The 25,542-nt window shown below is 38.1% G+C and carries 18 protein-coding genes and 1 pseudogene; 2 read left to right on the forward strand and 17 right to left on the reverse strand.

Annotated elements, in window-relative coordinates:
- Positions 1-139: 139 nt before the first annotated feature.
- The 4 genes and pseudogenes from BW946_RS07215 to BW946_RS07230 form a co-directional block, all read right to left on the reverse strand.
- Complete coding sequence (locus tag BW946_RS07215) at positions 140-1,480, reverse strand: restriction endonuclease subunit S (protein WP_076595530.1); 1,341 nt, start codon at positions 1,478-1,480, stop codon at positions 140-142.
- Entirely contained in the window at positions 1,480-2,940 is a 1,461-nt protein-coding gene (locus BW946_RS07220; RefSeq protein WP_076595531.1) for a class I SAM-dependent DNA methyltransferase, read from the reverse strand. The genes BW946_RS07215 and BW946_RS07220 overlap by 1 nt, the downstream gene beginning before the upstream one ends.
- Positions 2,941-2,949: 9 nt before the next feature.
- Positions 2,950-6,168, reverse strand: a complete 3,219-nt coding sequence (gene hsdR / locus BW946_RS07225) for a type I restriction-modification system endonuclease (protein ID WP_076595532.1) — start codon at positions 6,166-6,168, stop codon at positions 2,950-2,952.
- 164 nt (positions 6,169-6,332) lie between these two features.
- Positions 6,333-6,503: pseudogene (locus tag BW946_RS07230) on the reverse strand (Fic family protein); the annotation flags it as partial.
- A 173-nt stretch (positions 6,504-6,676) separates the two neighbouring features.
- Between BW946_RS07230 and BW946_RS07235 the strand changes: the two are divergent.
- Both BW946_RS07235 and BW946_RS07240 read left to right on the forward strand, forming a co-directional pair.
- Positions 6,677-6,934 (forward strand): hypothetical protein, encoded by a 258-nt coding sequence (locus BW946_RS07235; RefSeq protein WP_076595533.1) that lies wholly within the window; start codon positions 6,677-6,679, stop codon positions 6,932-6,934.
- A 2-nt stretch (positions 6,935-6,936) separates the two neighbouring features.
- Entirely contained in the window at positions 6,937-7,569 is a 633-nt protein-coding gene (locus tag BW946_RS07240) for a zeta toxin family protein (RefSeq protein ID WP_076595534.1), read from the forward strand.
- Between the two features lie 133 nt (positions 7,570-7,702).
- Here the strand turns inward: BW946_RS07240 and BW946_RS07245 are convergent, their stop codons facing one another.
- The 13 genes from BW946_RS07245 to BW946_RS07305 all read right to left on the reverse strand — a co-directional run bounded on the left by BW946_RS07245 (position 7,703) and on the right by BW946_RS07305 (position 25,529).
- Entirely contained in the window at positions 7,703-10,459 is a 2,757-nt protein-coding gene (locus tag BW946_RS07245; protein WP_139325979.1) for a COG1470 family protein, read from the reverse strand.
- Positions 10,460-10,500: 41 nt separating this feature from the next.
- Positions 10,501-11,529: a hypothetical protein gene (locus tag BW946_RS07250; RefSeq protein WP_076595536.1), complete on the reverse strand. Its 1,029-nt coding sequence runs from the start codon at positions 11,527-11,529 to the stop codon at positions 10,501-10,503.
- Entirely contained in the window at positions 11,522-12,325 is an 804-nt protein-coding gene (locus tag BW946_RS07255) for a fimbrial biogenesis chaperone (protein ID WP_076595537.1), read from the reverse strand. Before BW946_RS07255 ends, BW946_RS07250 begins: the two co-directional genes overlap by 8 nt.
- Positions 12,326-12,400: 75 nt before the next feature.
- Positions 12,401-12,922, reverse strand: a complete 522-nt coding sequence (locus BW946_RS07260; RefSeq protein WP_076595538.1) for a hypothetical protein — start codon at positions 12,920-12,922, stop codon at positions 12,401-12,403.
- Between the two features lie 314 nt (positions 12,923-13,236).
- A complete protein-coding gene (locus BW946_RS07265) occupies positions 13,237-13,653 on the reverse strand; it encodes a hypothetical protein (protein WP_076595539.1) in 417 nt (138 codons plus the stop codon).
- A gap of 46 nt (positions 13,654-13,699) precedes the next feature.
- Positions 13,700-14,530 carry a helix-turn-helix domain-containing protein gene (locus tag BW946_RS07270; RefSeq protein WP_076595540.1) on the reverse strand — a complete coding sequence of 277 codons (831 nt, stop codon included), beginning with the start codon at positions 14,528-14,530 and terminating at the stop codon, positions 13,700-13,702.
- Between the two features lie 205 nt (positions 14,531-14,735).
- Positions 14,736-15,218: a hypothetical protein gene (locus tag BW946_RS07275; RefSeq protein WP_228402478.1), complete on the reverse strand. Its 483-nt coding sequence runs from the start codon at positions 15,216-15,218 to the stop codon at positions 14,736-14,738.
- A 62-nt stretch (positions 15,219-15,280) separates the two neighbouring features.
- Positions 15,281-16,534 (reverse strand): phthiocerol/phthiodiolone dimycocerosyl transferase family protein, encoded by a 1,254-nt coding sequence (locus BW946_RS07280; RefSeq protein ID WP_076595542.1) that lies wholly within the window; start codon positions 16,532-16,534, stop codon positions 15,281-15,283.
- Positions 16,531-17,814 carry a condensation domain-containing protein gene (locus tag BW946_RS07285; protein WP_076595543.1) on the reverse strand — a complete coding sequence of 428 codons (1,284 nt, stop codon included), beginning with the start codon at positions 17,812-17,814 and terminating at the stop codon, positions 16,531-16,533. The genes BW946_RS07280 and BW946_RS07285 overlap by 4 nt, the downstream gene beginning before the upstream one ends.
- A gap of 3 nt (positions 17,815-17,817) precedes the next feature.
- Positions 17,818-20,220, reverse strand: a complete 2,403-nt coding sequence (locus BW946_RS07290; protein ID WP_076595544.1) for a glycosyltransferase — start codon at positions 20,218-20,220, stop codon at positions 17,818-17,820.
- Positions 20,213-20,995, reverse strand: a complete 783-nt coding sequence (locus tag BW946_RS07295) for an alpha/beta fold hydrolase (RefSeq protein ID WP_076595545.1) — start codon at positions 20,993-20,995, stop codon at positions 20,213-20,215. The genes BW946_RS07290 and BW946_RS07295 overlap by 8 nt, the downstream gene beginning before the upstream one ends.
- Positions 20,986-21,285 (reverse strand): acyl carrier protein, encoded by a 300-nt coding sequence (locus tag BW946_RS07300; protein WP_034696900.1) that lies wholly within the window; start codon positions 21,283-21,285, stop codon positions 20,986-20,988. Before BW946_RS07300 ends, BW946_RS07295 begins: the two co-directional genes overlap by 10 nt.
- Positions 21,273-25,529: a type I polyketide synthase gene (locus tag BW946_RS07305; protein ID WP_076595546.1), complete on the reverse strand. Its 4,257-nt coding sequence runs from the start codon at positions 25,527-25,529 to the stop codon at positions 21,273-21,275. The genes BW946_RS07300 and BW946_RS07305 overlap by 13 nt, the downstream gene beginning before the upstream one ends.
- Positions 25,530-25,542 lie beyond the last annotated feature (13 nt).

The following is a 25,542-nucleotide window of genomic DNA, read 5'->3' on the forward strand; positions in this document are numbered from 1 at the left end:
AAAAGTTATTTCCGAAAATTATTTTTGAGCTTTAGAGGGCTCAAAAATTTTTCAGAATAACTTTTTAACTTACACAGTTAGTGAAACACTACCTTAAAATATAAAAAGGTTCAGCATGTGCTGAACCTTTTTTATGTTTTTATTTCTTCTTTACTTCTTTTTTCAGTTTTAGAATTTCTTCTAAAAGGTCTTTTGCATCCCCATCTGTTGGGAGCTGAGGAACTAATTCTCCTTTGAAAGCTTTGTGCAAAATGGCCTGTGGGAGGCTGTCTATTTTTTCTTTTAAAGTTTTATAGCGTTTTTCTATAGTATCTGCTTTGGCAAAGAGACTTTCTACAAGATAAACAATTTCTTGTTGTTCATTAAGACTAGGTAAATTTACTAATTCATCTCTCATTTTTTTTATACCAAATGCTGGTTGAGAGGTAGCTTTAGTTTTTTCCAAAACATTCCTCATAAAAAGAGGACTGTCTAGGTATAAGAAAATAAAGTGAGGATTTATTTCATTTTCATGTGGCTGTATTAATATAACATTTGCAGATAAGCAAAAATCTTGTGTGTCTGGTATTTTTATTGGCTTTCCTATTGTTCCTATTTTACCAAAAATAAAATCACCATTTTTAAGTTTATAACGATTAATGTGTTCTTGTAATACTTTATTATCTACTTTCCTTGCATTAAGAAAATCAATTTTGTGATTAACGTCTATATCTCCAATTCCAATGTAAGGAACCCCATTAATTACTTCTGGTGGTGTCCTGTGACTAGGATGTGGATCCACTATTTTGCAAACTTCTTGAAGTTTTACTAATTTCCATTTAGGTTGCTTATTTGACTCATGGAAATGTTCCGATAGAGTTCCATTTACAGCTTGTTCTAAAATCTGTTGGCGAAAATCTTTAAGTAATTGAGGAATACGCTCCAATGCTTTTTTCATTGCTTCATGTTGTGCAAATAAAGCATCTAACTTTGCTACAATACGTTCTTGTTCTGGTAATGGAGGAAGAGGGAATTTCAGATTTCTAAAATCTGTTTTATTAAATTTTAATTGAGCAGTTCCAGTTACTATATTATTAATCTCACTTTTTCCATGAGGAGATTCTAAATAGTATTTAATGAATTTTACATTTATTTTATTTTTACTTCTTAATCTAATTCCATTTGGACCTAAGCTCATTGGTTTATTTAATTTAGGCACTATATAGCATATTCCAGGATTACCAACATTTGAAATGAATAAATCTCCTGGTTCTATTCTACTTTTATTTAGAAATAAATATGAACTTTCATCAATATATTTTAAATCTTTACTAAAATTAGTATTGAAGTCTTTTAATCTTATAAGTATTGCAAAATTTTCAGAATCAAAAGTTCTTACATTATCACTTAACGTTTTAAAGCTACCATTGGCAACATAATCTGTTATGTCAGAAACTAAATTAGATTCTATTTTAACCCAATTTTTAGGTAGTACTTCCATTAGCTTAGTTCTCTTATCAAATTTTCCAATTCTTTTTGAATTGCATTAAGCTCTTTTAATGCATTATTGGCAATATCCAATGGTTCGCCTATATCAGATGATTTAGTCAAACTTTCATCGGCAATTAATCCTAAATCTAAAGAATCATTTTTCTTTGCAATTTCTTCACGAGAAATGCATTGCCAACGTTCGTCTTTTATCTGCTTCCTTTTTTCTTCATCTATTGCTCCTTCATATTCTTTTACTACGTTTTCAGCAGTTAATCCTCCTGTATAAGCTGTAATAAAATCTTCAAATGCTTTTTCTGTAAAAGGTGTTCTTTTTCCAAAGCTTGGCATATTGGTTCTCATATCATAGAACCATACATTCTTGGTGTTTCCTTCTTCTTTCTTTCCTCTTGTAAAGAATAGAACATTGGTTTTAACCCCTGCGGCATAGAAAATACCTGTTGGTAAACGTAAAATAGTATGCAGATTACATTTTTCCATAAGGTCTTTTCGGATGCGTTGTCCGTCACCATCTTCAAATAGAACGTTATCTGGGAGTACTACCGCAGCACGACCTGTTCCATCTGTAATAAGACTCCTGTAAATATGTTGTAAGAAATTAAGCTGTTTGTTACTGGATATATATTTTAAGTCTGTTCTGGTAGGTTTTTCTCCTCCTTTCTTCGTGCCAAATGGAGGGTTGGCTAGTACACCATTAAAACCTTTTAGATTCTCACCTAAGTTTGTTAATGTATCTCCTAAAATGATTTCACTTTCCATTCCATGTAATCGTGAATTCATTAATGCTAAACGGTGTGCATCGCCAACAAGTTCCACACCTGAAAATGCTTTTTTATATTGAAATTCACGTTTATCACTATCTAAATGAAAATAATTATCTGTTTTTTCTTTCAAATAATGGTCAGCAGAAATCATAAAACCAAAGGTTCCGCAGGCAGGATCATTCCATCTTTCGCCTAATTTTGGAGCCATTAGTTTTACCATTACATTAATTAATGGACGTGGAGTAAAATATTGCCCGGCACCACTTTTCTTCTCACCTGCATTTTTCTCCAACAGACTTTCGTAGATATCTCCCATGACATCACGGTCAGATTCTTCATACCAATCAAGCTTATCAATAGCCTGAACTAGAGTATTAAAGTTTACAGGCTTAGTAAGCGTAGTAGAAGCATTAGTATAGATATCTTTGATAGATGGACTGTCTGTTTTACTGCTTACATTAGCTAGAAAATCACGGTATAATCTAAAAGCTTCTACATTATCTGTTTCCTCTACAAATTTATTCCATCTGTACTCTTCAGGGATTTGATCTGAAAATCCTTTTACCTCAGATAGTTTAAGGAAAAGGATAAATGTAAGTTCATTAAGATATTGGTGGTACGTTACGCCGTCATCGCGCAACACATTACATAAGTTCCAAAGTTTATTGGCTATTTCCTGTGCGCTCATTTTACATCTCTATGCTGAATACAATTCATTATTCAGCTCTGTTATCAATTCTTCTAATTCGTTGTTAAATATCTTATTTAGCCTTGTAAAACCTCCCTCATCTACAAAAGGTCTTAAGTCTAAGTCCTGTTTTGTAAGAATGGTTTCTGCCATCAACTGCTTTTCAAAACGGTCTATCCATCTTAATTGCACAGCAGTCCACTGATGTTTTGATTTTAACTTGCTAATGGCCTTCTGAACACGTTCCTGAGGGGTTATGAGGTCAATTCCCATAGAAAGTGTTCTGATATAAGCTATAATATCGGCCGCAATATCCACATTTTTTGTGGATTTCCAAGCAGTATTCAGAGAAGTTTCATTAAAACCTTTTTCATCCAAAAGTAACTTTAATTCTTTTAATGACTTACGGTCTAGCTCCTGAGGTTTGTTGCAAATGATATTGATTGCTGTAATCGTATTGCTGTTTTCCTGAAGAAATTTTTTGAATCCTTCTATATAATCTTCAGGTTTATCTGCATTTCCATATCCACGGGTAACTTCCATTACAGAATCTTCGTGTGTAGAAACAAATTGAGAATATTTCTTGTATACTTTTGTATCAAGATAATTCCAAAGTGAGCTTAATTGCTCTACTGTATTTTTTATTTCAGAGCTTGTTGTATTTTTCAAAGATTGTATTAATCCTTCAATGGTATTTCCATCTGTATGATAAGAAATATGCTCTTTTTGTTCAGCAGTTAGGTTTCTTGACTTTCTTTGCAATTTTGCAATAATTTGCTCAACCTGTTTATATAAACGCTGCTCATCAGAAATTCTCTCAGTTTCTTCTACCAGTTGTTGGAAGCTATAAGAAGGATTTCCTACTGTTTGTATCTGGGTATAATCTTTTAATGCTTCGTATAACCGAACTGCATCAAATATTTTAAATGATTCTTTTCCTATTTCACGGCAAAGACGTGTGGCTCTTCCCAGCATTTGTTCGTACAATATACGGGAACGTACACGACGCATAAATACAACATTACATATCGAAGGAACATCAATTCCGGTAGTTAATAAATCTACCGTAACTACAATATTAGGATATCTTTCGTTCTTAAAATCTCTGGTTAGTTGTGCATTGTCATAAACACTACCCGTAATTTTCTGAATAGCTTTTTCATGAACATCAACGCCAATTTTTTCAAACTCTTCACCCAGCATATTGATTATGGTATCTGCATGACTGTCTCTTGCTGCGAAGATGATTGTTTTTTCATTACCTTCAGGATCTAAATGTTTAACAAGTTCCTGAAGTACAGTTCTGTTGAAATTATCATTAAGAACTTGTTTATTGAAATGCTCTACATCAAATTTCAATTCATCTTCCAGTTCATCCAAATCTGTTATTTCTCCGGTTTCACCATTATATACCTGAGGTTTTTCTCCCTTTTCCCATGTAATTCCTTCGGTATTAAGAAGAGTTTTAATATTAAATGGTGGTTCATGATCTACCAGGTTACCATCTATCACAGCTCTTCGATAAGAATAATTATAAACAGATTCTCCAAAAATTTCTGTTGTGTGAAGGGCTGGCGTTGCAGTCATACCAATTTTAAAGGCATCAAAATAATCCAGAACTTTGCGGTACTGTGCTACATAGTCATCTTCATTTCGGATTCCAAAATCATCCTCATTCATCTCTTTATCCAATTGATAACCACGGTGTGCTTCATCAACAATAATACAATCATAAGTGTCCACAGTTAATGGCTCTCCTTCATTATAGAAGAGTCTTTTTACCATACTCTGAACGGTGGCAAAATGGAGACGGGATTCTGAGTCCGGAATGGTTGTCCCGAGGTCATCAAACTGATAAATTCCACCAAAAGACTGTTGAGCTTCAACTTTATTTTCTTTAATACTGTCACGTGCCTGAGTTGCCAAAAGCTTTCTATCTGTTAAAAATAGAATTCTTTTAAATCTGTTGGCTTTTATTAGTCTATATATTAAACCATTAATAGTTCTGGTTTTTCCTGTTCCTGTAGCCATGACAAGCAAGGCTCTTTTATCAAAAGGAGATTCAATTATTTTATTCTCCACTGATTGTATGGCTTCTATCTGATAATCACGCAGATTTAAACCACTTGGGGAGGTTAGATATTCATAATCACTTTCTAAAAGTTTTTCGTTTGCTTCTTCAGAATCTCTAGTATATAGTTTTTTTAGACCTTCCGGTGAGTACCATCCTTTTAAAGCATACGGACGATTGGTAGACTTTCTTATATCCTGAAACCAAATTCCACTTTTAGTTTTCAGTTGTTCTAAATATTTTTTCCCGTTTGTAGAATACAGAAATGGAACTTTATAAGTATCCCACTGCCCCAATAAAGTAATTTCAGCTTGCGGATGGATATTTTCTGAGTATACTTTAGACTGCCGAAGGTTGGTAGAAATATCAGTATTATATTTCTTAGCCTCAACTAAACCGTAGAGTTCAGTACCAATAAATAAAGCATAATCTGCATACTTTCCTCCGCATGGCCATTCTGCAATTGCTTTATTTTTTCCTTTTTCGGGTAATGTTTTTTTATTCTTGTAATTAATATTTTCTGTATCACATTCCCATCCGGCAGCTCTCAACTGAACGTCTATCAGTTGGATTCTTGTATCAAGCTCGCTTAGATTAATCTTATCAGCATAAAATTGAGCTTTCTCTCTTCTCTTTTTTATACCACTTTCTGAAACATTCAGTGATTGAATTTTTACTTCATATTTTTTTAATTGAATGGTTAATTCATCAACTTTACCTGTTAACGATGCTATTTCCTCATCAGATTTATTGGGCGGTAATTCATAGACAAGGTTTTCAATGGTATCTTCTTCGTAAGTCTCAAAAAACCATTTAGCCAGGCTAAATATTTTTTTTAAAATAAATAAAGCTTCATCAGATTTATTAGAACCATCATGAGAGGCTCTGTTACCTGATTTTCTAACTACATGGAAGATATCAGTTATTGTATCAGGTAAGATCTCGTGATTATTTAGATACTGTATAGCATCGTGTTGACTTAAATGAGAGATATCTTCTGATTCAAAACCAGCAATTAAACCAATCAATTTTTCACAAAATAATCTTGATTTTGATATTGATGAACTGGCATCTATATGATATAAAGTTTCTGCTAATCTTGCACAATTAAAAAGCTCAGGATAAAGATCCTTTAGAAATAAAAATTTTGATGGCATTAGGTGTCTTTAATAGTATAGGTTATCGTCTTTTAAAAAATCACTTGTAAAAGACAAACTTACTAAAAACCTGCTATAAATAAAACAGTATCCGCTTGATACCCTAAATAGATACTTCTTTTCTAAAATTTATTACAATTAGATTATAAGTATAAATTTTATATGACTGTATTCCCCTCAATTTCCAATGAAGCCTGAATGGTTTTGATTCTGTTCTTTTTCCTTAATTCAGTGACAGGTTTATAAAGATGTGATGCATTGATTTCTCCTATCTTCTCAGAAATAGAAGCCACTAAGAATAAAATGGTGTCTGTAATGGTATAGGGAGGTTTCATATTCTTGATAGTATCATATGATACTATCAAAGATAGGGATTTATATGAGAACCGGATAGATATTTTGAAAATAAACTAGTGATTGAAGTCTAAAAAGACAGTTTGGTTGGTCTACACATTCTTAGAACCATTTATTGTATAATTCAAATTTTATTTGTAAATTCGAGAGTATTATGAAAGTAAAATTCCCACCTAATAACAGTAAAGTTCTTGTAAAAAAATTACGTGAACAAAAACTTCGTGCAGGGCAACCTTTTATGATCAATACAAAGGAATTAGGAACTAAAGAATGTTATCTTGAATATCCTGATGGAACTATCGTAGTAGTTTCAGCTCAACAATCAAAAACGGATATTAATATTCTGAGAAGGCTTTCTGATAATGAAGCAAAAGGTTTGCGAAAAAAATTGAGTTTTGCCGAACTTGTATAAAAATGCCCAATCTATATATTATCACTGGGTCTAATGGAGCAGGAAAGTCGAGTTTAGGTACAGCCTATATTCCTGAATCATTACGAGAAGACGTTTTTGACGGAGATAAGCTATTGATGATAAAGAAGAAGGAGTTTTGGGATAGTGGAATTAAATCATCTAAAGAATGTACCCGGCGGGCTGCAGAAATTGTACACACAACTTTTGAGAACCTAACAGATTCAGCACTTGCTAATCAAGTGAATTTTGCTTATGAGGGGCATTTTACCAACGAAGCAACATGGGATGTTCCAAGAAGATTTAAAAATTTTGGATATAATATTCATCTTATTTTCTTTGGATTAACAGATACAAATATTTCCGAATTAAGAGTAATTACAAGATCAAAGGAAGGTGGGCATTATGTTGATCCGGCGACAATTGCTGCTAATTTTTATGGTAATCTTGAAAAACTAGATATTCATTTTCATATGTTTGATACTGTAGATATTTATGATACCTCAGGACTTGAGCATATTGAATTAGTAAAGATAGAAAATGGCATTCCTGCAATCTCTGTTGAAGTTTCTGATCTTCCGGATTGGTTTACAAATAATTTACCTAACATTACAAACCTAATCAAGGAAACTTTATAATAGTTAAAATCTCTACTCAATTTTTATTGGTATTTAAGTATCCATTTCTTAATCTTTTAGTTAATTTATACATAGATACTGCTGTGAAAGTTCATAATAATGTAAGTAAATGGTGAGTTATATTCCGATTACTTTAACTCCCAAACTTCTTCACCCTGATCACCTTTTCCCTCACCTTAATCACAAAAGGTTCCAGTTTTACTATTTTCCCGGCTTCCACTTTGAAGGTATCTGTAGAGCGTTCGCAATAGGTGTTGGAAGGCAGAGAGTTTTTGTTCAGTTCAATTCTGTAATTTCCGGAGGGCAGGAAGGAGGCAAATTCCCCGTTGTCATCGGTGATGATGTGCTGTACTAACTGTTCGTTGCGGTAAATATTGAAGAGTACCCCTCCGGTTTTGGGTGTGAAATCTACTGCGGTTTTGGAATCAAAATCATAGGTTACTTTTCCTTGGGTAGTTCCGTTTTGATGAAGAGGAATCTCAAAAGAGTAGTGGTGTTTGTCTACCGTAAATTCGGTTTCATCATAATACCAGCCTTGCTGGATCACCTGTTTCAGGGCATACTTTCCGTAAGGAATGGAGCGATAACTGATAGAACCTGAAGGGTCGGTTTTAAATGAAATATTGTTGAGCATAATCAGGTAGCCTGCCGCTTCTTTGTCGCCTTCATCATAGATATTATTTTCATTCAGGTCATAATAAACAAAGGCTTTGATATTGCCTTTTTTACCCGGATCCAGCGTGCTGTTTCTAAGATTGACGGTTACACCGACTTCAACGGTCAACAGATTATTGGTGAAACTTCCAGCAGTATAGCTGAAGTAGGAAGAGTTCAGGTACAGGGCATACTTTTCCCTTGAGTACTTCAGGTTCATAAAGCCGGAAGGTGATTTTCCATACAGAACATCATCCGTATAAGAAACCCCTGAGGTGACATTCAGCTGACGGTTGAAGAAGTTTTTATTCACAAAAGCAGAAAGGGACAGCTTTTCGTAGGGAATGCTTTGGTTCATCATTTTTGAAAAAGCATATTCGGAAAGGAAATAACTTCCGTGCTGATAGATCCCGTTCACGGTAAGCCATTTGTAGCTGTAAGTTCCGCTTACTTTCATCTGGAACTGCTGTTTGTCGTTGTCCGGATGTTGAACCAATCCTGTCTCCATGCTTAAGATGGAGGTATGTTGCTTATCAGGACTCAGCCAGGTAAGGTATTCCGTAAAACGCTGTGCTTTCAGCTGTTTCGTGTTTTCGTAGGGCTGTGCGTTGAAGAAATTATTATAAGAGTTGGAGTTTTCTTCCTGATACTGATAGCCAAGTCCCATCCCGAAATTCCCTTTCTTAGGGAAGTTGATTCCTGTATCCAGTCTTATATTGCTTGAATTCAGGGTGTTGTTGTAAAAGTAAAATTTAGGGGAAAAGTTGGAAGCCATGATGTTGGCATATACATAATGGTCTTTGAAGACCATTGCAGAGAAATTCTGCTGGATCTGCAGGATTCCCCTTCGGTTTCCGGGATAATAATCTGTGCTGTAGAAATAATTTCCGTTCAGATTCACCTTTTTGATCATTCCGGAATATTGTGATTCCAAAGCCAGGGAAGGCTTCGTGGGCTGGTTGTTTTCGTAGAAACTCAGTCCGCCATATAACTTGGTATTCGTTTTCCAGTCTTTGCCGAAGGCATACTGAAGGTCTGTTCCGGCTACATGATGTCTGGCTTTTTCGTAAGGATCATCCCTGAAAATATACGTTCCGGAGATATTACGGGAAGCATTTTGAGCCCCAAGAGTTCCTCTGGTGTAAAATCCATAGCCATACTTCAGAAAAGAATTTCTTTCGATGAGGCTGTACGTCTGGTCTACAAAACCAGCTTCAATTTTCTTGTTTTTATCCGAAGAAGTGTAGGCATATTCCAGTCCTCTTCCAAACATAGAGAGTTCCAGTAATTTATTGATATTTCCGATCGTGAATTCGCTGTTTTCCCTGTGATAGGTAAGATAGGTGTTGTTCACAATAGGATCGCTCTGATTCGTCATGGTATAGATATTTCCCCGGATGAAAATATATCCTGAAGGAAGATTGAAGCCTCCCGAACCTACCAATTGATACATATCCAGGTTTTCTCCGGCATGGCGGTAACTTGCCGTGATGGTATTCCTCGTAAAGTTGGAAAAAGCAGTGGATTCCATATCCTCATAACGCTGTACCGAAGAAACATTCTGGATAGAGACACTGGTATTGCCGAATATTTCTCTGTCCGGCTCTCTGAAGCCTGCAATAGTAACGGAAATCTGAGGACTGCGGGATCTGATTCCGGAAGGCAGAAAACGGAAGACAAACACAGAGTCTTTCTGTACACCAATACTTCCTTTTTTTTCTATAAAAGCATTTCCCTGCTCAGCTTCCGGAATTTTAAAGACTACCGTTACATTCTGCTTTCTGTTCCCAAGGTTGGAAACCCTTGCCCTTACTTCTACTGAATCCGTAGGCTTATTCACATAAATCAGTGGGTTTTCTGCCGTGATGCGCATGGCATTGTTTTCAGTAACCGTGTGCAGTATTTCTTTTTCTGTAGTTGTTTTATTCTGAAGGTCCGAAATACGGAAACCCAGACGGGATTCTCCCGAAACGGCATTATTGCTGACCAGTATTTTTACAGGTAAGAAAAGGTGTTCACCAGGCTTCATTTCAACCTGAAGATTGTTTCCTGAAATATTTCTGAAACCTTGAGGAATCGTGATGTTCAGCTTTCCTTTGAAATCATTTGTGCTTTGATTGTCAAGGACGATGATCAGATCCAGTATCCCTGTTTTATCTGTTCTGGATTCATTCCGGATATCAAGACTTACTCCGGAGCTGCTTTGTGCCGGAATCCATATCTGAAACGAAATCAAAAAAATGAAAAAGATTTTTTTGAACAGGTCTTGAAGCATGGTTATTGGGGGATAATCTCGTATTGAAGGGTGGTGGAATATTCTTCCGATTTGGCATTAATCAGCCTTTCATCATTGGCTTTGGTGGAATATCTGATATCATAATATAGACTGGAATTTCCGGTGGAACCTCCTGTAGCGATAAGCTGGGGAGAAGCACTCAGTAAGATGGGATATACATTGCCTGTGTTCCCTGAAACGGGGGTGAGATTAAGTTTTACGGTTTCCAAAGGAATAAAATTTCCGGCAGGAGAACTGAACTGCCCCTGAAGAGAACGTAATTTGATCTGATAATTGGTATTGCTTTTTACAATCAGTCCATTAGAATAGATGACACTTACTCCGTTAACATAATCAGATATGCTCCTGAATTCCAGTGAACCGTTGACTGCTTTTGCAGAAAACTGAAGCGACATTTCGGGTACATCGGTCGGAGTTCCGCTGAGCGTTCCGATGTGAATCTGAAAATTATGATCAGCTCTGCCAATAATATTGTTGTACTGGTCATACGCCGTAAACTGTACCGGAGCGTTAAATCTGGTCCAGGAAGGGTAGTTTCCCAGATAAGATCCTCCCATAACGGTCAGGCTGTATTTTACCTGCAGGTTATAATAGCCGTTGGGCTGTGGTGGCTGATTGTACAGCGCTGCATTGGATTGTGGAATTAAAAAAACTTCCTGGTTGGCCTGAAGAAAAGTATTTAACGGCATTCCGATCTGAGGAATGGTGGGCACAGGTCCCGGATAAGCCTGTCCTGAAGTGGAAACCGGCTGAAATGATATTTTGTTGGCAGGCATCGTATAATTCCCGTCCGTAGAGGTGATAGGCTGTTTCAGCCTCATGGATATTTTCCAGTAAGGAATATTAAACGCTCCATTACCAGCCAGGGTAAAAGTATAAGCGTCAGGATTGGTATTTCCGCTGTAAGAATTCATCTGCAGGTAACTGTTCACCCATGAGTTGTAATTGATCTGTGAGAAGCAGTTCAGGGAAATCAACAGCAAGAAACAGAAGAATGTTTTACTATTCATAGCTGAAACTTAATTCTCCTAATTCCAGATTGTTGTTGTCTCCGTAATCAATCATTACAGAAGCGGTATACTTTCCTTTTTCAAGGCCTGCCGGAAGCGGGATATCCATTTCCCTTTTGTTTCCGGGCATAGTATAAAAGATAACAGGGTCCAGTGACACTTTTTTTCCGGTTTGGGTATTCACAAAGTCAGTGTATATTTTTCCGTCACCCCATACATCTCCCTGGTTGTCAAAAAAGAGGTTGACTGTATTGGTTGTTTTTCCGTATACCAGATTCTGGATTTCAAGTTTTTTAGTTTTGGCGGCAGGCATCTTGTGGAATAATTTGATTCCTGAACGGATGCTTACTTTGATGTTGGCGCCTTTATGATCCACATCATCTACCGGATTCATCTGGCTTACATACAGAACAGCCGTATGTGCAGCCAATTGGTCTGAAAGCACATTAGGAACTGTAATGGTTACCTCAATATCTTTTTTTTCTCCCGGAGCCAGCGTGAAGTAATTATCTTCTTTTTTTACTGAAACCCAACTTGCGCAGGAAGAGGGAAGGGTATTGGCAGGATATGTTACATTCTCACCTTTGCCGTCATATTCCCAGTCTCCAAGGCTTATGGCAAGATCCAGAGAATTTTTGGCACTTACATTGGTTACCGTTATGGTCTGGGTATTGCTGTTTCCGTTCCCCGATTCAAAATACAGTCTTGGCGGCGAAACCGAAACTCCTGTTTGCGCATATCCGTAAAAAGAGGATAGGAAAAGAAGACTGAAAAGGAGAAGAGAAAGTCTGCTCATGACGGAGATTAGTTTTTAAGTGTTGATAAAGTGTTGTGGTAGGTACAACACTTTATCATTACATAATGATAGCTATTATTGAGAAATAATGGTATACGTAAGTTGAGTAGTGTATACTGTAGGATCCTGTCCGGCAATATAATTGTTCAGGTAAGTGTTACCTCCGGCTCCTGTGTATTCAATGTTAATTTTTTTGTCTACCCCTCCGGCAGAAGAAGTTACCAAAGTTGCTTCGTTAGTTGATAACTGTACATTCTGAGCATATTGAGCACCGTTTACAGCGTCAGAACCTGCGCTTGCTTTAATCTGGATGCTGTTAGCCTGGATGTTTTTACCTCCATACTCTAATACATCATTACCACCTTTTACTTTTACCTGAAATCCTCCTGTACTGTAAATACTTAAGTGATCTGCGTTTACAGAAGTTACACCGTTTGCGTAGTCATCTTTAGTTACGTAGTCTAAGTTAACGATTTTCTGAGCGTTGTTAACGACAAGAGTCTGGATGGGCTTAAGTCTAACATTCAGTGTTACATTTTGTGCTTTTAATGTAGAGAATCCTACGATAGCGAAAGATGCTAAAATAAATTTTTTCATAAGGTTAAAGACGTTTTTTTGTATTAATTATTTTAAAATTGCGGATGCAAAGGTAAATACAAAGAACATCAGGATCTTTGTGAAAAAATACTTATTATTTGTGAATTTTTACAGAGAAATAAGCGCACATGTATAAATTCTTTTTATGAATAATTACATAAAAAGTATCATTTAAATGCTGATAAAATCACCATAAAGTAAAAAAAATGCTTTATTGATATTAAACATTAATTTTACTTAATATAAAGGGAATGAATAAATTACAAGATTGTTATTCAGTGCATAATTATTTTTTTAAGGCTTTGCTTGATTTTTTACTGAGAAATTAGAGTTAGTATTAAAAAATTTTGCTCATAGTTGGTGTTGGAGCTTAAATTTTTTATTGCATCTTCTAACTCATGATCGATAATATATCTCTTTTGCACCACTCCTTTGTGATGGCTGATAAGATGATATTCTTCAGATCTTTCTCTGTTGGTATCGGTATTACCGATTGTACCTAAATATTCATCATACTGTGCATTAAGCTGAAACCCTGACGGACTTGAGATCATTACAGACTGAACCTCCCGGAAGGAAGACTCATTCCCCTCGTCCGAAAATCCTGTACCCACAGCAAGCATCTGCACCGGATAAAGCCTTACATTAAGTCTTAAACCGTCTGCTGCCTGTGCAAAAGATTTTGTAAAAGCAAAATATAACAAAATGAATAAAATGTACTTTGCAAGCATATAACCTATATTTTTCCCCAAAAGGTTACTTATGTAAATATACAAATTATTTCATTTCGGAGGGATTTTTTCCCGTATGTTTTTTTATAAAATTGGTAAAATTTCCTTCATTGCTGAAACCCAGGTCATAAGATATCTCAGAGATTGTGGAGTTTGAGAAACTCAGAGCTTTTTTGCATTCGATAATGATCTTTTCAATGATGATATGTTTGGCTGTTTTGCCAAGTACATACTCTGTCATCTCAGTGAGTTTCCTTGGTGAGATATTAAGTTCTTCTGCATAGTATGCTACTTTCTTTGCCTTTTTGTAGTCTCTTTGCAGCAGAACTTTGAAGCGGTTCACATAATACATATAATCAAATTTGATATCCTTTTTGATTTCTTCAGTGGGAATATGTAAAAGGGCGTCCAGCATCAGTCTTTCTATGGCATTATGGGCAGCAGAGATATACAGGCTTTCATCTTTTTTCCGGAAAGTTTCCATACGTTCCAGGAATATCACTCTCATCTGTTCTGCATCGAGGAAAGGAGCTATAAATATGTCGGAATTATAATTATAAAAAAGCTGGGAATTGATAAAAAGGCTGTCTTTGGTTGATCTTTCATAAAAACTGGATGAAAATGCAATGGAATAGACATCTGATCTTTTGGTTTCCCCGAAAACGATTTTCTTTTGCGGGCCTACGAAGGCAATATTTCCCCCTTTTAATGGGTAGGGAACATTATCTATCGTTAACTGGATATCTTCCAGAATAATATAGATACAAAAATATTCCAAGGTATTGAATTCTCTTTTGTTGTTATTTCTATTGATAAGGTAATCTAAACGATTGATACTGAATCCTATATTTTTTAACTGATCCGTTATTTTGTACATACATTGTGGGTCATTCTGTTCAAGAAAAATTCTTGCAAATTTTCCATATAAATATAAAAAATTTACCAAATATTAAGTTTCAGAGAAAAAAATTAATTAAATCTGTGCATAAAAATGATCTGTAACCTCATGATCATCCGGATATGGTTATTTTTTTTATTTTTAATTAAATGATATCCAGTATTGTAGCAGTTTTTATTTAAAATTATGGGTTTATATCTGCTGGTACTGGTGTTACTTTGCACATCCATCTTCTTAATCTCCATACTGGTAAATACACAAAAATCACAGATAATATTCCCGCCAGTATTCCCACTACCACAGCCATTGCTGTTGCATCCAGTTTATAATCCTTTGAGAAATTATACTGTCCTATATAGAGGATTGATAATACCAATAATCCGGTAATCAAACCGTGTAAAATGCTTAGTTTGGTCATCAGTTTTTTGATATTCAACTGTTCGTCCACCGTAAACTCTATGGCTTCCTGGCTGGCGGCATCCGTTACTCTTTTTATGATATCAATAGTAAGAACTACCGGAAGGAAGACCGCCATCGGCAGGGTAAGGCGGGCCAGGTTTTGAGTTCCCGAAAAGAAATGCGTGTAGCCCAATTCTTTGAAACTGGCATAGGCAATAATGAAATTAAAAAATACATTCGGAAGGACATAGTAAATTGTACGCTTCATGAGAAAGCGTTTGAGGGTGGTTTTCTTTATAGGTCTGGGTTTCGGAGGCTTTATTTTAAATTTCATAGAGAGAGGGTCAATAGCTCGATGGCTTTATCTTTGATCAGATGAGCTTCTTCTTTGGGAAGAAAGTTTTCATTGGACATGAAAGTGAAGTCCATCTGTTGGTTGTATGTACTGGTGACTAAAGTATTTGAATTCAGCCATGGGAAAGCTACGGTAGGACTAAAGACTGTTTCCAGACTGAAATTTTTGTAATCATTAGAGATATTTACCTTTCCCATATTGGATAAGGTGATATCATGTCCGCCTTCACTGGATTTCAGCATATTGATCATACGCCCCACAACAGGATGCATGTGCTCACCCATCCACAGAAGTTCACGGGCTTCCATCTTGTTGATTTTCTCAGTAAGATCCTTTTTGATCTCTTTGGCATTGCTCATAACATCCTTGCTGTTTTTTTTCACAGAAAGTTCTACTGTAGGAGCAAAAGCAAATAAATGATCTTCTTTAATCTCCGGAATAAAATGCCGCACATCTACAGGACTGATCACTTTGCCTTTGGCACGGTCTCCCTGAACTTCACGAAAGGCCTGCATCACCGAGGAGCACAACAAAGCATGCACAGAAATTCCGTTAGCTTTACATTTTTCAGTGATCAGTTTGGTGTCCTCTGAAGTCATTTTCCAGTGAATCGCATAATTTTTTCCCTGGTTTCTCTTTTTACTTTTTCTTTGGATGGAAAAGAATATTTTAGCAAATAGCAGGTAAAGGCTGGCTTTGTATTTTTTTATTCCAGTGTTAAAATCTGAAGGCAGGAAATCATCAACAGATTCAAAAGCAACATAAGGAATTAATGGAGCATATGGATTGTCCAGCAAGCTTAAAAGTTCACGAATTAAGGTTACTCCGGTTGTTCCGTCTGAAATACAGTGGGGGATGATCCAAAGAATTTCAGAAGTATCCTGTCCCTTTACCCATACTACTTCGGCCAATGGCTTTTTGGGCGTTTCAAAAAGTTTAAACCATCCTTTTTCAGATTCTTTAAACCAGTCTTCATCTGTTTTACGCTCAACAATACGAAGGGGAATAGGTTCAATATCTCTTTGTCCCATAAAAAAAGGATAGCATCCAATGTTATGATCAATATTCGTTCTCAGAATAGGATGCTTCTGCTGGATTCTTACTAAAGCAGCTTTAAAATTTTGTTCAGGAATTTTTCCCTTGATTCTTGCCGTGTAAATACAGTTTAAGGGCGTTTCCGGATCTACATACATGATCCTTTCCACCATCATTAAAGGTCTTTTGATCATGATACTGCCATTTGTTTTAGTTGTGAATGAATAGTCTGTATTACCTCATCACGGACAGCTAATGCATCGGTGTAAGGTAAATATCCTTCGCTTCCCATGAATGAAAAATCCATTTCACCACGGTAGGTTGAGGTCACCATCGTAGTTGTATTTCCTAAAGGTCCTATTACTGTAGGGCTGAAAATAGTATCTACACTGAAAGCTTTATACTGATGAGGAATCTTAATACGTCCCAGATTGGAAAACATACAGTCGTTGGAAGATTTCCCGTTCTTTAAAAGCCTGGTGAAATTATTCAGTGCATCGTGCCCGGATTCCATCACCATCATCGTGATATAAGGATTCAGTTTTGAGGTCTTCTGTTCCACAGATTTCTGCATCGCACGAAGGTTATCTGAAAAACTCAGTTTTTCATCGGAAGAAACCACTATCATTAATCCAAAAGCAAAAATATGATCTTCTTTAATCTGCCTGGCGAAACGTCTGATATCTACCGGGCAGGAAACTTTATTGAAAGATTTTTCTCCTCTTACTTTTTTAAATGCCTGCAATACTGCTGCACTCAAAAATGTATTGACGGTTACTTTCTGAGATTTGCAGTAATCAATTAATTGTTTGCTCACGGTTTCATCCAGTTTCCAGTGGATCAGATAGTCATTCTGTCTTTCCACGGCTTTCCTACCTACGGGAATGCATTTGATGGCAGTAGCAGCCAGCCTTCCGATAAATCTGGCTTTCATTTTCTGCCGGCGGCTGTTCAGAATACTGGCCGGAACTACATCTTCGATGCCTAAAATTGGTTTTTCTACCCCGATTTCAGCAGCAGGATTGTCCAGTACCTTCAGGAATTCATGTGAAAAAGCCATGGCAGAGCCACCATCGCATAAACAATGGTGGAACGCAAACAGCATATCAGAAACGTTTTCACCCTTGATCCAGATAAACCGGATCAGGGGCAATTTTTCGTAATTAAAGTTGGTGTTCCATTCTTTTCTGGATTCTTCCTGCCACTGATCTTCACTTTGTCTGGTGATGATTCTTACAGGGATAGAAGCAGGTTTTTCAGGAACATTGAACCAGGGAATATTTTTTTCGTCATAACTGATCAATGCTCTCAGCCATGGATGTTTATTTTGGATTCGTGCCAGAGCCTGCTGGATCTCTTTTAATGTAAAAGAACCTCTCAGCCGGAACGCAATAACAACGTTGAAGGGTTCTGTTCCGTCTCCCAGCAACATGCGCTCACCAAATAACAGTCTTCTTTTTATAGGTGGATTCATAGGCTATACGGAAGCTAATGTTGAATGTTCCTGTACAAAGTTTTCTAACAGTTCTACCGCTTTATCGTTACCTCCTGCAAGGGTAAATGTGTTTCTTACTTCCTGGGCAGCAGCTCTGTATTTCGGATTTTCTAATAATTCAAAAACCGTTTCACGAAGGGCATCTACACGCAGTCTCTTGTATTGGATACTGATTCCGCAGCCTGCCTGTTCGATCAGTTTTGCAATATGGAAATGATCGTAAGCGATAGGAGTGATCAACATCGGTAATCCATTTCTGAAAGTGTCATTAACGGTATTGAAACCACCGTGGCAGATCACCATGTCCATTCGCTGCATCACCGCAGACTGAGGAACGAAGCTGTTCACGATGAAGTTATCCGGCCATTCTTCAAAAATTTCCGGTGGAGTAGCGGCAATTACGGTAACCGGCTGGTCTTTAAATGCAGCGATGATTTTTTCAAAGAACGCTTTTCTGATATCTACCAGCAGTGTTCCCAACGATACAAATATCTTTGGAGTGGTAGAAGCATTCAGTTTATCCCAATCGAATGGAGCATCGTTGGGACGACCTTTTACCGGGCCTACAAATTTCATATGAGGCGGAACGGTTTCAAAACCAGCGAAAGCCTGTGAAGTAAACACCATATTCAGTTTATGAGAATGGATATAAATGCCTTCCTCATGAATGCCCACTTCTTTTTGAAGATCTTTGATTAAGTTCTGTTGCCATTCCCAGATTTTAGGGGCACTTTTTTCCGTGTCTCCCATCACATCCGGAGGAACCGGAGTTGTCGTTACACAAGGAATATGATGTTTATGAGCGAAAAGAGCACCTCCGAAAGTGATACAGTCGTTTACAATCACATCCGGCATCCAGCTTTCAGTAAGTTTCGTTAATCCCGGCATCATCATTTTAGCGAAAGGAACATAGGTTTCTTCCAGTGCCAGTTTCATTACTTCAGGTCCGGAACATGCGGGTCCGTCATCCTGTCTTTTTAAAATCCGGGCGATTTCCTCCTGGTATGGAATAAGATCTTCTTCAGGATAGAAGTAAGAACCTCCTTCGGGAATATGTTTGCTGTCTAAAGGCGTAATTCCAAACCATTTTACTTCGTGTCCACGGGCAATTAAACTGGCTCCTACACTTAAAGTAGGACTCACGTGTCCGAAAAACGGAGGAACTACAAATAAAAATTTAGACGGTTTTTCAGGTTTTGAAGCTCTTGATAAAGCCTGTTCCAATAAATTGGCTGCTGTAGCTGAACCTCCGGCTTCCACAAAAGACTGACCAACTTTTTGGGCGGCTTCGCGGTAGCCTGGAGTATTTAATATCTGTTGTACAGCTTCTCTCAGGTGGTTGGCTTTAAATCGGTTAAAATTAAGACGTTCACCCGCTTCTGTACGCACCACACGTCCTGCAACGTGCGACTGATCATACGCAATCGGAATCACAACCAAAGGAATTCCGTTGGATAATGTTTCAGAAACGGTATTATGACCGCCATGGCAAACTACGCCGTCAAGATGAGGCAGCAAATCCAGTTGCGGAACCTGCTGATACACCATAAAGTTATCCGGCCACTGCTCAAAAAGCTGCGGATCTGAAACGACTACAACAGTCAGATCTTCATCTTTAAAGGCATCAATGACCTTTTGGAAAAATGCTTTTTTATGATCATGATCGAAGGTTGTTCCGATACTTACTAAAATCTTTTTGTTGTCAGCACTTTTTAATCGGTCCCAATCAAAATCACATGAGATACGTCTTTCCGTAAGAACCGGACCTGTGAACTGATATTGAGAAGGCAGATCATCCATTTCCCCAAAGAAATAATTAGAGGTCAGAACAAGTGTCAGCAAGTCTGAAGTTGCCAGGGAACGTTCTTCATGGAAACCCAATTCTTTCTGTAAATCTAGGATCTGATTCACTTCCCATTCGTGTACTTTTGGAAGCTCATTCATAATTTTGATGGCTGCCGGAGCGGTAACAGAAGTGGCATAAGGAATACCAAGAGTTTTGGCTGCAACCGGAGCTGCAAATAACTGATGATCCCCGATAATCAAATCGGGCTGCTCTATTTTTAATAAAGAAACAATTCCATTATAGCAATGTCTGTTCAGCGGGATAAGGACCTCTTCATACAGGAACTTAACGCTGTCTATACCATACACTACTTTTTTGGAGATAATATCGAGATATTGTTCACTTTCTTTCTTTTCTTCGTCGGTCTGATCGTATTGGATCAGTAATAATTTTCCTCCCTCGGGAAGTTTAGCCTCTAAAGTCGGGTCAAGGCTGATCCAGGCTACTTCATGTCCTCTTTCCAGCAGCGTAGCACCGATGCTTAGAGTAGGGTTGACATGTCCTGTCAATGGTGGAACTATAAATGCAAATTTAGCCATGGTTTTGTGTTAAAATTTTAGATAAGAATTGAGTGATCGTTTCAGCGATGAGCTGAGGTTCCTGGATAGGAATATTGTGATCGCCCGGAATTAATTCAAGTTCAGACTGGCTGATTTGAGATTGCAGCCATTCACCTGTAGGTCTGCAGTTGGAATCAGCTCCATAAAGCAATAAAGTGGAAGTTTCCAATCCCTTGAAGTCAGCTTCACCAAGGAAATGTTTTTCCCTGATCATATCTGCTTTAATGGTGGTTTGATTAAACAGAAATTCATACATACGATGGTTCTTTTCCATTTGTCTTTTACCCATCTGTACTTTGGTGGTGTCTGTAAAATTGGCTACGTAATGCTCCAGAAATTCTTTGCTGTATTCATCAATGATGTTACGGGCTTTTTCATCCTGAGGATCCGGAGCTTCCATCACCACGAGCTGATTGACGCGGTAAGGATATTCTAAAGCTGTTTTCAACGCAATAAGACCTCCAAAACTATAGCCTACAAGGTGTACTTTTTCCAGTTGAAGGTGATCTATTAAACCTATCAAATCGGATGACATGTTGTCAAGATCGTACCCATCCGGAAAGCGTTCACTCATACCGTGACTCTTCAGATCGTACATCACCACATGGAAATGCTTTGTCAGCACAGGGGCAATATTAAAATAATAAATGGAAAGGTTGCTGAACATACCGTGGATGAGTACCACGGTTTGTTCAGCTCCTTTATTGAGTTCCTGTATATGAACTTGTCTGTTATTGACAGTGATTATTGGCATTCGTAGATATAATTGATGATCATACTAAGGTCAAGATTAATCAGCTGGTCAAGATCCATAGATGATAACCAACCCGTAAAGTCGATCTGATCGCCAAAATGCGCCTTGATCTTTTCAGAGAAAGAGACAATTTCAATGCTGTCCATTTCAAGATCTCTGGTGAATGAACTTTCAGGAGTAATATCCATCTCTTCTACAAATTCAGCACCTATCACTTCAGTAATAAAACCTTTTAATAAAGTAAAAAGTTCTTCGTGGTTCATTTTTAATGTTGCGTTTACAGTGTCCATCCGATAATATAATTTTTATGTTTAATAGTTTTGATTTCAATGTTGTTGATCCACAGGTGATCGTCTTTTATCATTTCGACTTCGAAGGCTTTAGGATTTCCTTTCAGTCCTGTTCCTAAGAACTTTCCGTAAGCTTCTTTGGCTACCCAGAAACGGGTGGTCCATTCCGCCTGGTCCCTGTCTTTTAATAAGGTTAATTCTTTGTCGGTAAATACCATGTCGTAGAATCCTGAACTGCGTTCTTCCATCAGTTCCATATCGATTCCTACAGATTTTCCATATCTCGCGATTCCCACGGCTTCTTTTCCTTTGTGAGCCAATGAAATATGAATGTCTTCTGTAAAATCACTGATGAGGTAAGGTTTGCCCACTTCATCGGAACGGATTTCAAAGGTGATCGGGAAGCAGGAATGGTTTTTTTTCTGACGAAGGAGATTTCTTACGGCATCTTTCACCGCTACACGGCTTACCATCCAGTTTTTCTTTTTGTTGGGTAGTAACTGCTGATGATGCTGTTTTTCCGTTTGGTTGAAATATCTTTTCAGGATAAAATCCCATGAAGCGACTCTGGTATAGGCCTGATGGAAAAAGAAAACTTCAGGAGCAATTTCTTCCGAAAGACGGTTGTGCAGCGGTGACATGGAAACATTCCATAATGGAGCATCTATTTCCAGTCTTCTGTTTTGCCATCCGGTAATGGCGCACCATACTTTTCCGTCTCTTTTCAGGATGATATCTGCAATGGCGAATTCATCATTAAGCTCGGTCAGCATGCAGGTACATTCAAAAATACCTTCCTGATCATGCATATCTCCGAAGAATTCAATATCTCTGATTTTTACAGGAAATGCAATACGGTCTTTCACTAAAGTAAGCTGAAGCCAAAGTCCGAATAACTGTCCTGCATTGTCCAGTAAAGAACCTTTGCCGCCGTTTCCTTTTATTTTTCCGATGATTCCTTTGTCTCCAACGGCTGAAACTTCAGTGATTCCCTGGTATTTTTCTCCATGGAACATGTGCATGTCATAGATTTCTTCAGGAGTTCTTTCAATAGGCAAAAGATTACCGATGGAAAGATTGAAATCAGGCGTTGGAACAAGAGCTGATTTTAAGACTACTTCTGCGTTCGCAAAGTTTTCAATATCGAGATAAGCGTGATTCGGTGAACGCCATTCTCCTTTTACGGTTTTTTCAAACGGTTTGGCAACGTTCATCCATTGGAATACGCTTACATTCATGATTTTATGAACCTGTGTTCCCGGAATTTCCGCTTCTGCAATTTCTGCAAGCTGTTCAAAGATCATCGTCATCGGAATGACCGGCTCCATATCTGCTACATGAGCCCATCCTTTAGGCTGTCTCAATAAGCTGTGATCGATCAGGTAAGGATGACTTTCCAGCGTTACGTATAAGTCTTTTGAGAAGGTTGTACTTCTTGGTGCTTTTGGAGCAACATGTGTTATTGAAGCTGCCGGACGTTGGATGGTGATCTCCGGACGGTTTTGGAATAAAGTCAATACTTCTTCCTGCATGCGGATCATATCGGCAACGTTATCCTGGAATGCCTGTACGAGCGGGTGGCCGCTTTTTGCAGCAATAGCTGAAGCCGTTGCTGTATATTGTTTTGGCGTATCCAATGACTGAGCCAACGCTTTTACTTCTTTAAAATTCCGGATGATAGGTGAACCTAATTCCAGTTTAATGCCTTTTCCTGATGGTCTTTTCGAATGATTCTGAATCTCTAAAAAGTCAAGGGCGATTGTTTTCCCTTCTACAAACAAGGAAGCCACTACACGTTGTAACTGAGCCAGTGCAGAACGGGTAGGAACGCTGGAAGCGATGGTGCTGAAATCTTTTCCTTTTAAAGTATCATCAATAAATCCAATCAGACCGCCAGTTCCGACTTGAATAAAGACTTTTGCACCTTCTTCGTATAGTTTATCTGTCAGTTCACGGAAACGAACAGGTTCAACCAAGTGTTCGGCACTCAGTTTTCTGATCGCTGCCTGATCTGTAGGATAAGGTTCTAGTGTTGTGGCAGACCACAATGGAATTTTTGTCTGCTGGAACTGTGCTTTTTCCATTCCTGCAAGGATCACATCCAGTTTATCAGCGATAAAAGGAGAGTGGAATCCTGACTGGAACGGCAGTACCTGATGGAAGATCTGTTTTGCTTTTAACAAAGGCACCAATTCATCCAAAGCTGCATTGCTTCCGCAAAGAATCACCTGATTAGGACAGTTGTCATTGGAAACATAAAGGTTTGAAATTTCAGCAATAAAAGGTTTTATCACCTCAATTCCGGCTCCTATGGCAATGAATTTGGAGTCTTTTAATTCAAAAGTTTCAGGGTGAAGGACATCAATTAAGGCTTTTACAGAGTTGGCTTCTGCTAATTCTGAAGAATAACCGGCTAACCATTCTCCTAAACTGTGTCCTGCATTCATATCCGGGATAATTCCCAGTTTTTTCAGTGAATTATCAAGGATACTGCAATTGTTGAAAACGTTTAAAGCATCGGTTAAAAGACCTTCACCTTCCGTTTCAATAGGAGCTGTAAGCCCAAAATAACGGCTTACCGTTTCTACTTCACCTTTTGCCAGTCCATCTAAACCAGGAAATACAAAGGCTACTTTACCGCCATCTTTTAATAACGGAGCAGAGGTGTACCAGATATCCTGTTTGTTTTTCCACGTGATATTTTTGGAAACAATTTTAATGGCTTTTTCTATTCTGGCAGGTATCGGATCGAATATCGCAACCCTAAAATCTCCTTCACCAATAGTTGTTTCATTATTTTGTAATGCTGAAAGCAATTCTTCATGGGTAGGTCTTGCCAAGATTAGTACATGATCTTTTTTCGGCATATCATAGCCTTCCAGAACAACGTGAGCATTGATTCCTCCAAATCCGAAAGCATTCACTGCGGCTACTTTTGGAAGTCCTGTTTTTGACCAGTTTCTGGCTTCCTGTACAGGTTCAAACCTTGTGTTCTGCATCTCCGAGGTTGGATTTTCACAATACAAGGTCGGTGGTAAAGTATCATGATGTAAGGCTAAACAGGTTTTAATTAATCCTGCAATTCCGGCTGCAGGCATAGCATGCCCGATATTGGATTTCACAGATCCGATACCCGCAGCCGGAGCTGCTTCTTCTTTCCCGAAGAATTGGGCTAAGGTCTGAAGTTCTGTTTTATCTCCCAGCGGCGTTCCTGTGCCATGAGCTTCAAGATATCCCACTTTGTTTTTATCTAAACCAGCATTGATCCATGCTTGTTCTAAAGCTTTTAACTGACCTTTTACGGATGGGCTCATCACGCTGGTTCCGGTACCATCACTGCTTACACCAACTCCTTTGATTACCGCATAGATTTTATCCTGATCACGAACGGCATCTTCCAGTCTTTTTAACACGACGAAACCACAGCCTTCACCGATCAATAGGCCGTCAGCATCCATACTGAACGGTTTGATCTGCTGTTGGCGGGACATGGCTCCCAGCTGGGCAAAAATACTCCAGAAAGCAGCATTCTGGCCTGTGTGTACGCCTCCTGCGATCATGATATCGGAACGGCCTCTCTGAAGTTCCTGTACAGCATGATCTACAGCAATCAAAGCAGAGGCACAAGCGGCATCTACAGTGAATGCAGCGCCTCCTAAATTGAAGCGGTTCGCGACAAGAGAGGCTGCAAGATTGGGTATTAATCCCATTGCGGTATCAGCTGCGAAACGTCCTTTACGTTGTTGGAAAGCGTGTTTTACTTTTTCAATATCCACAGAAGAAACCTGAGGCAGCAATTCCTGTAACAACGAAGAAATCTGTTCTCCTGTTCTTACAATTTCGATGGCACGGGTAGCACCCGGACCAGTATAGTTTCCTTTACCAATGATGATTCCCGTTTTTTCAAGGGAAGTATTCTTTTGAAATACGCCTGCATCTTCCAGTGCTTTCTGTACCAGATCAAGGGTAAGCAGATGATCAGGTTCCGTTCCTTCAACGGCTAATGGCAAAATACCAAATGCGGTAGGATCGAAAGTATAGTCAGGGATAAATCCTCCACGCTGACAGTAAAAACGGTCAACGGGACTTGTGGCATCACTGAAATGAACCGGATCTATCCGATCAGCCGGAGCCAGCTCGGTAGAATCGACTTTATTGACAATATTCTGCCAAAAAGTGTTGGCATCCTGTGCCCCGGGAAAGACGCAGGATAGGCCAATTACAGCTACATCTGTTTTTTTCATATTGAATTTATAC

It is taken from the genome of Chryseobacterium sp. RU33C, from assembly GCF_900156015.1.
Classification (GTDB): domain Bacteria; phylum Bacteroidota; class Bacteroidia; order Flavobacteriales; family Weeksellaceae; genus Chryseobacterium; species Chryseobacterium candidae.

Bases quoted from the DNA above. Each gene is read 5' to 3' on its own strand.
- BW946_RS07285 (WP_076595543.1), bottom strand. From the start codon at position 17,814: ATGAATCCACCTATAAAAAGAAGACTGTTATTTGGTGAGCGCATGTTG.
- BW946_RS07220 (WP_076595531.1), bottom strand. From the start codon at position 2,940: ATGAGCGCACAGGAAATAGCCAATAAACTTTGGAACTTATGTAATGTG.
- BW946_RS07300 (WP_034696900.1), bottom strand. From the start codon at position 21,285: ATGGACACTGTAAACGCAACATTAAAAATGAACCACGAAGAACTTTTT.
- BW946_RS07290 (WP_076595544.1), bottom strand. From the start codon at position 20,220: ATGGCTAAATTTGCATTTATAGTTCCACCATTGACAGGACATGTCAAC.
- BW946_RS07295 (WP_076595545.1), bottom strand. From the start codon at position 20,995: ATGCCAATAATCACTGTCAATAACAGACAAGTTCATATACAGGAACTC.
- hsdR (WP_076595532.1), bottom strand. From the start codon at position 6,168: ATGCCATCAAAATTTTTATTTCTAAAGGATCTTTATCCTGAGCTTTTT.
- BW946_RS07240 (WP_076595534.1), top strand. From the start codon at position 6,937: ATGCCCAATCTATATATTATCACTGGGTCTAATGGAGCAGGAAAGTCG.
- BW946_RS07250 (WP_076595536.1), bottom strand. From the start codon at position 11,529: ATGAATAGTAAAACATTCTTCTGTTTCTTGCTGTTGATTTCCCTGAAC.
- BW946_RS07215 (WP_076595530.1), bottom strand. From the start codon at position 1,480: ATGGAAGTACTACCTAAAAATTGGGTTAAAATAGAATCTAATTTAGTT.
- BW946_RS07270 (WP_076595540.1), bottom strand. From the start codon at position 14,530: ATGTACAAAATAACGGATCAGTTAAAAAATATAGGATTCAGTATCAAT.
- BW946_RS07235 (WP_076595533.1), top strand. From the start codon at position 6,677: ATGAAAGTAAAATTCCCACCTAATAACAGTAAAGTTCTTGTAAAAAAA.
- BW946_RS07255 (WP_076595537.1), bottom strand. From the start codon at position 12,325: ATGAGCAGACTTTCTCTTCTCCTTTTCAGTCTTCTTTTCCTATCCTCT.
- BW946_RS07275 (WP_228402478.1), bottom strand. From the start codon at position 15,218: ATGAAGCGTACAATTTACTATGTCCTTCCGAATGTATTTTTTAATTTC.
- BW946_RS07265 (WP_076595539.1), bottom strand. From the start codon at position 13,653: ATGCTTGCAAAGTACATTTTATTCATTTTGTTATATTTTGCTTTTACA.
- BW946_RS07305 (WP_076595546.1), bottom strand. From the start codon at position 25,529: ATGAAAAAAACAGATGTAGCTGTAATTGGCCTATCCTGCGTCTTTCCC.
- BW946_RS07260 (WP_076595538.1), bottom strand. From the start codon at position 12,922: ATGAAAAAATTTATTTTAGCATCTTTCGCTATCGTAGGATTCTCTACA.
- BW946_RS07280 (WP_076595542.1), bottom strand. From the start codon at position 16,534: ATGATCAAAAGACCTTTAATGATGGTGGAAAGGATCATGTATGTAGAT.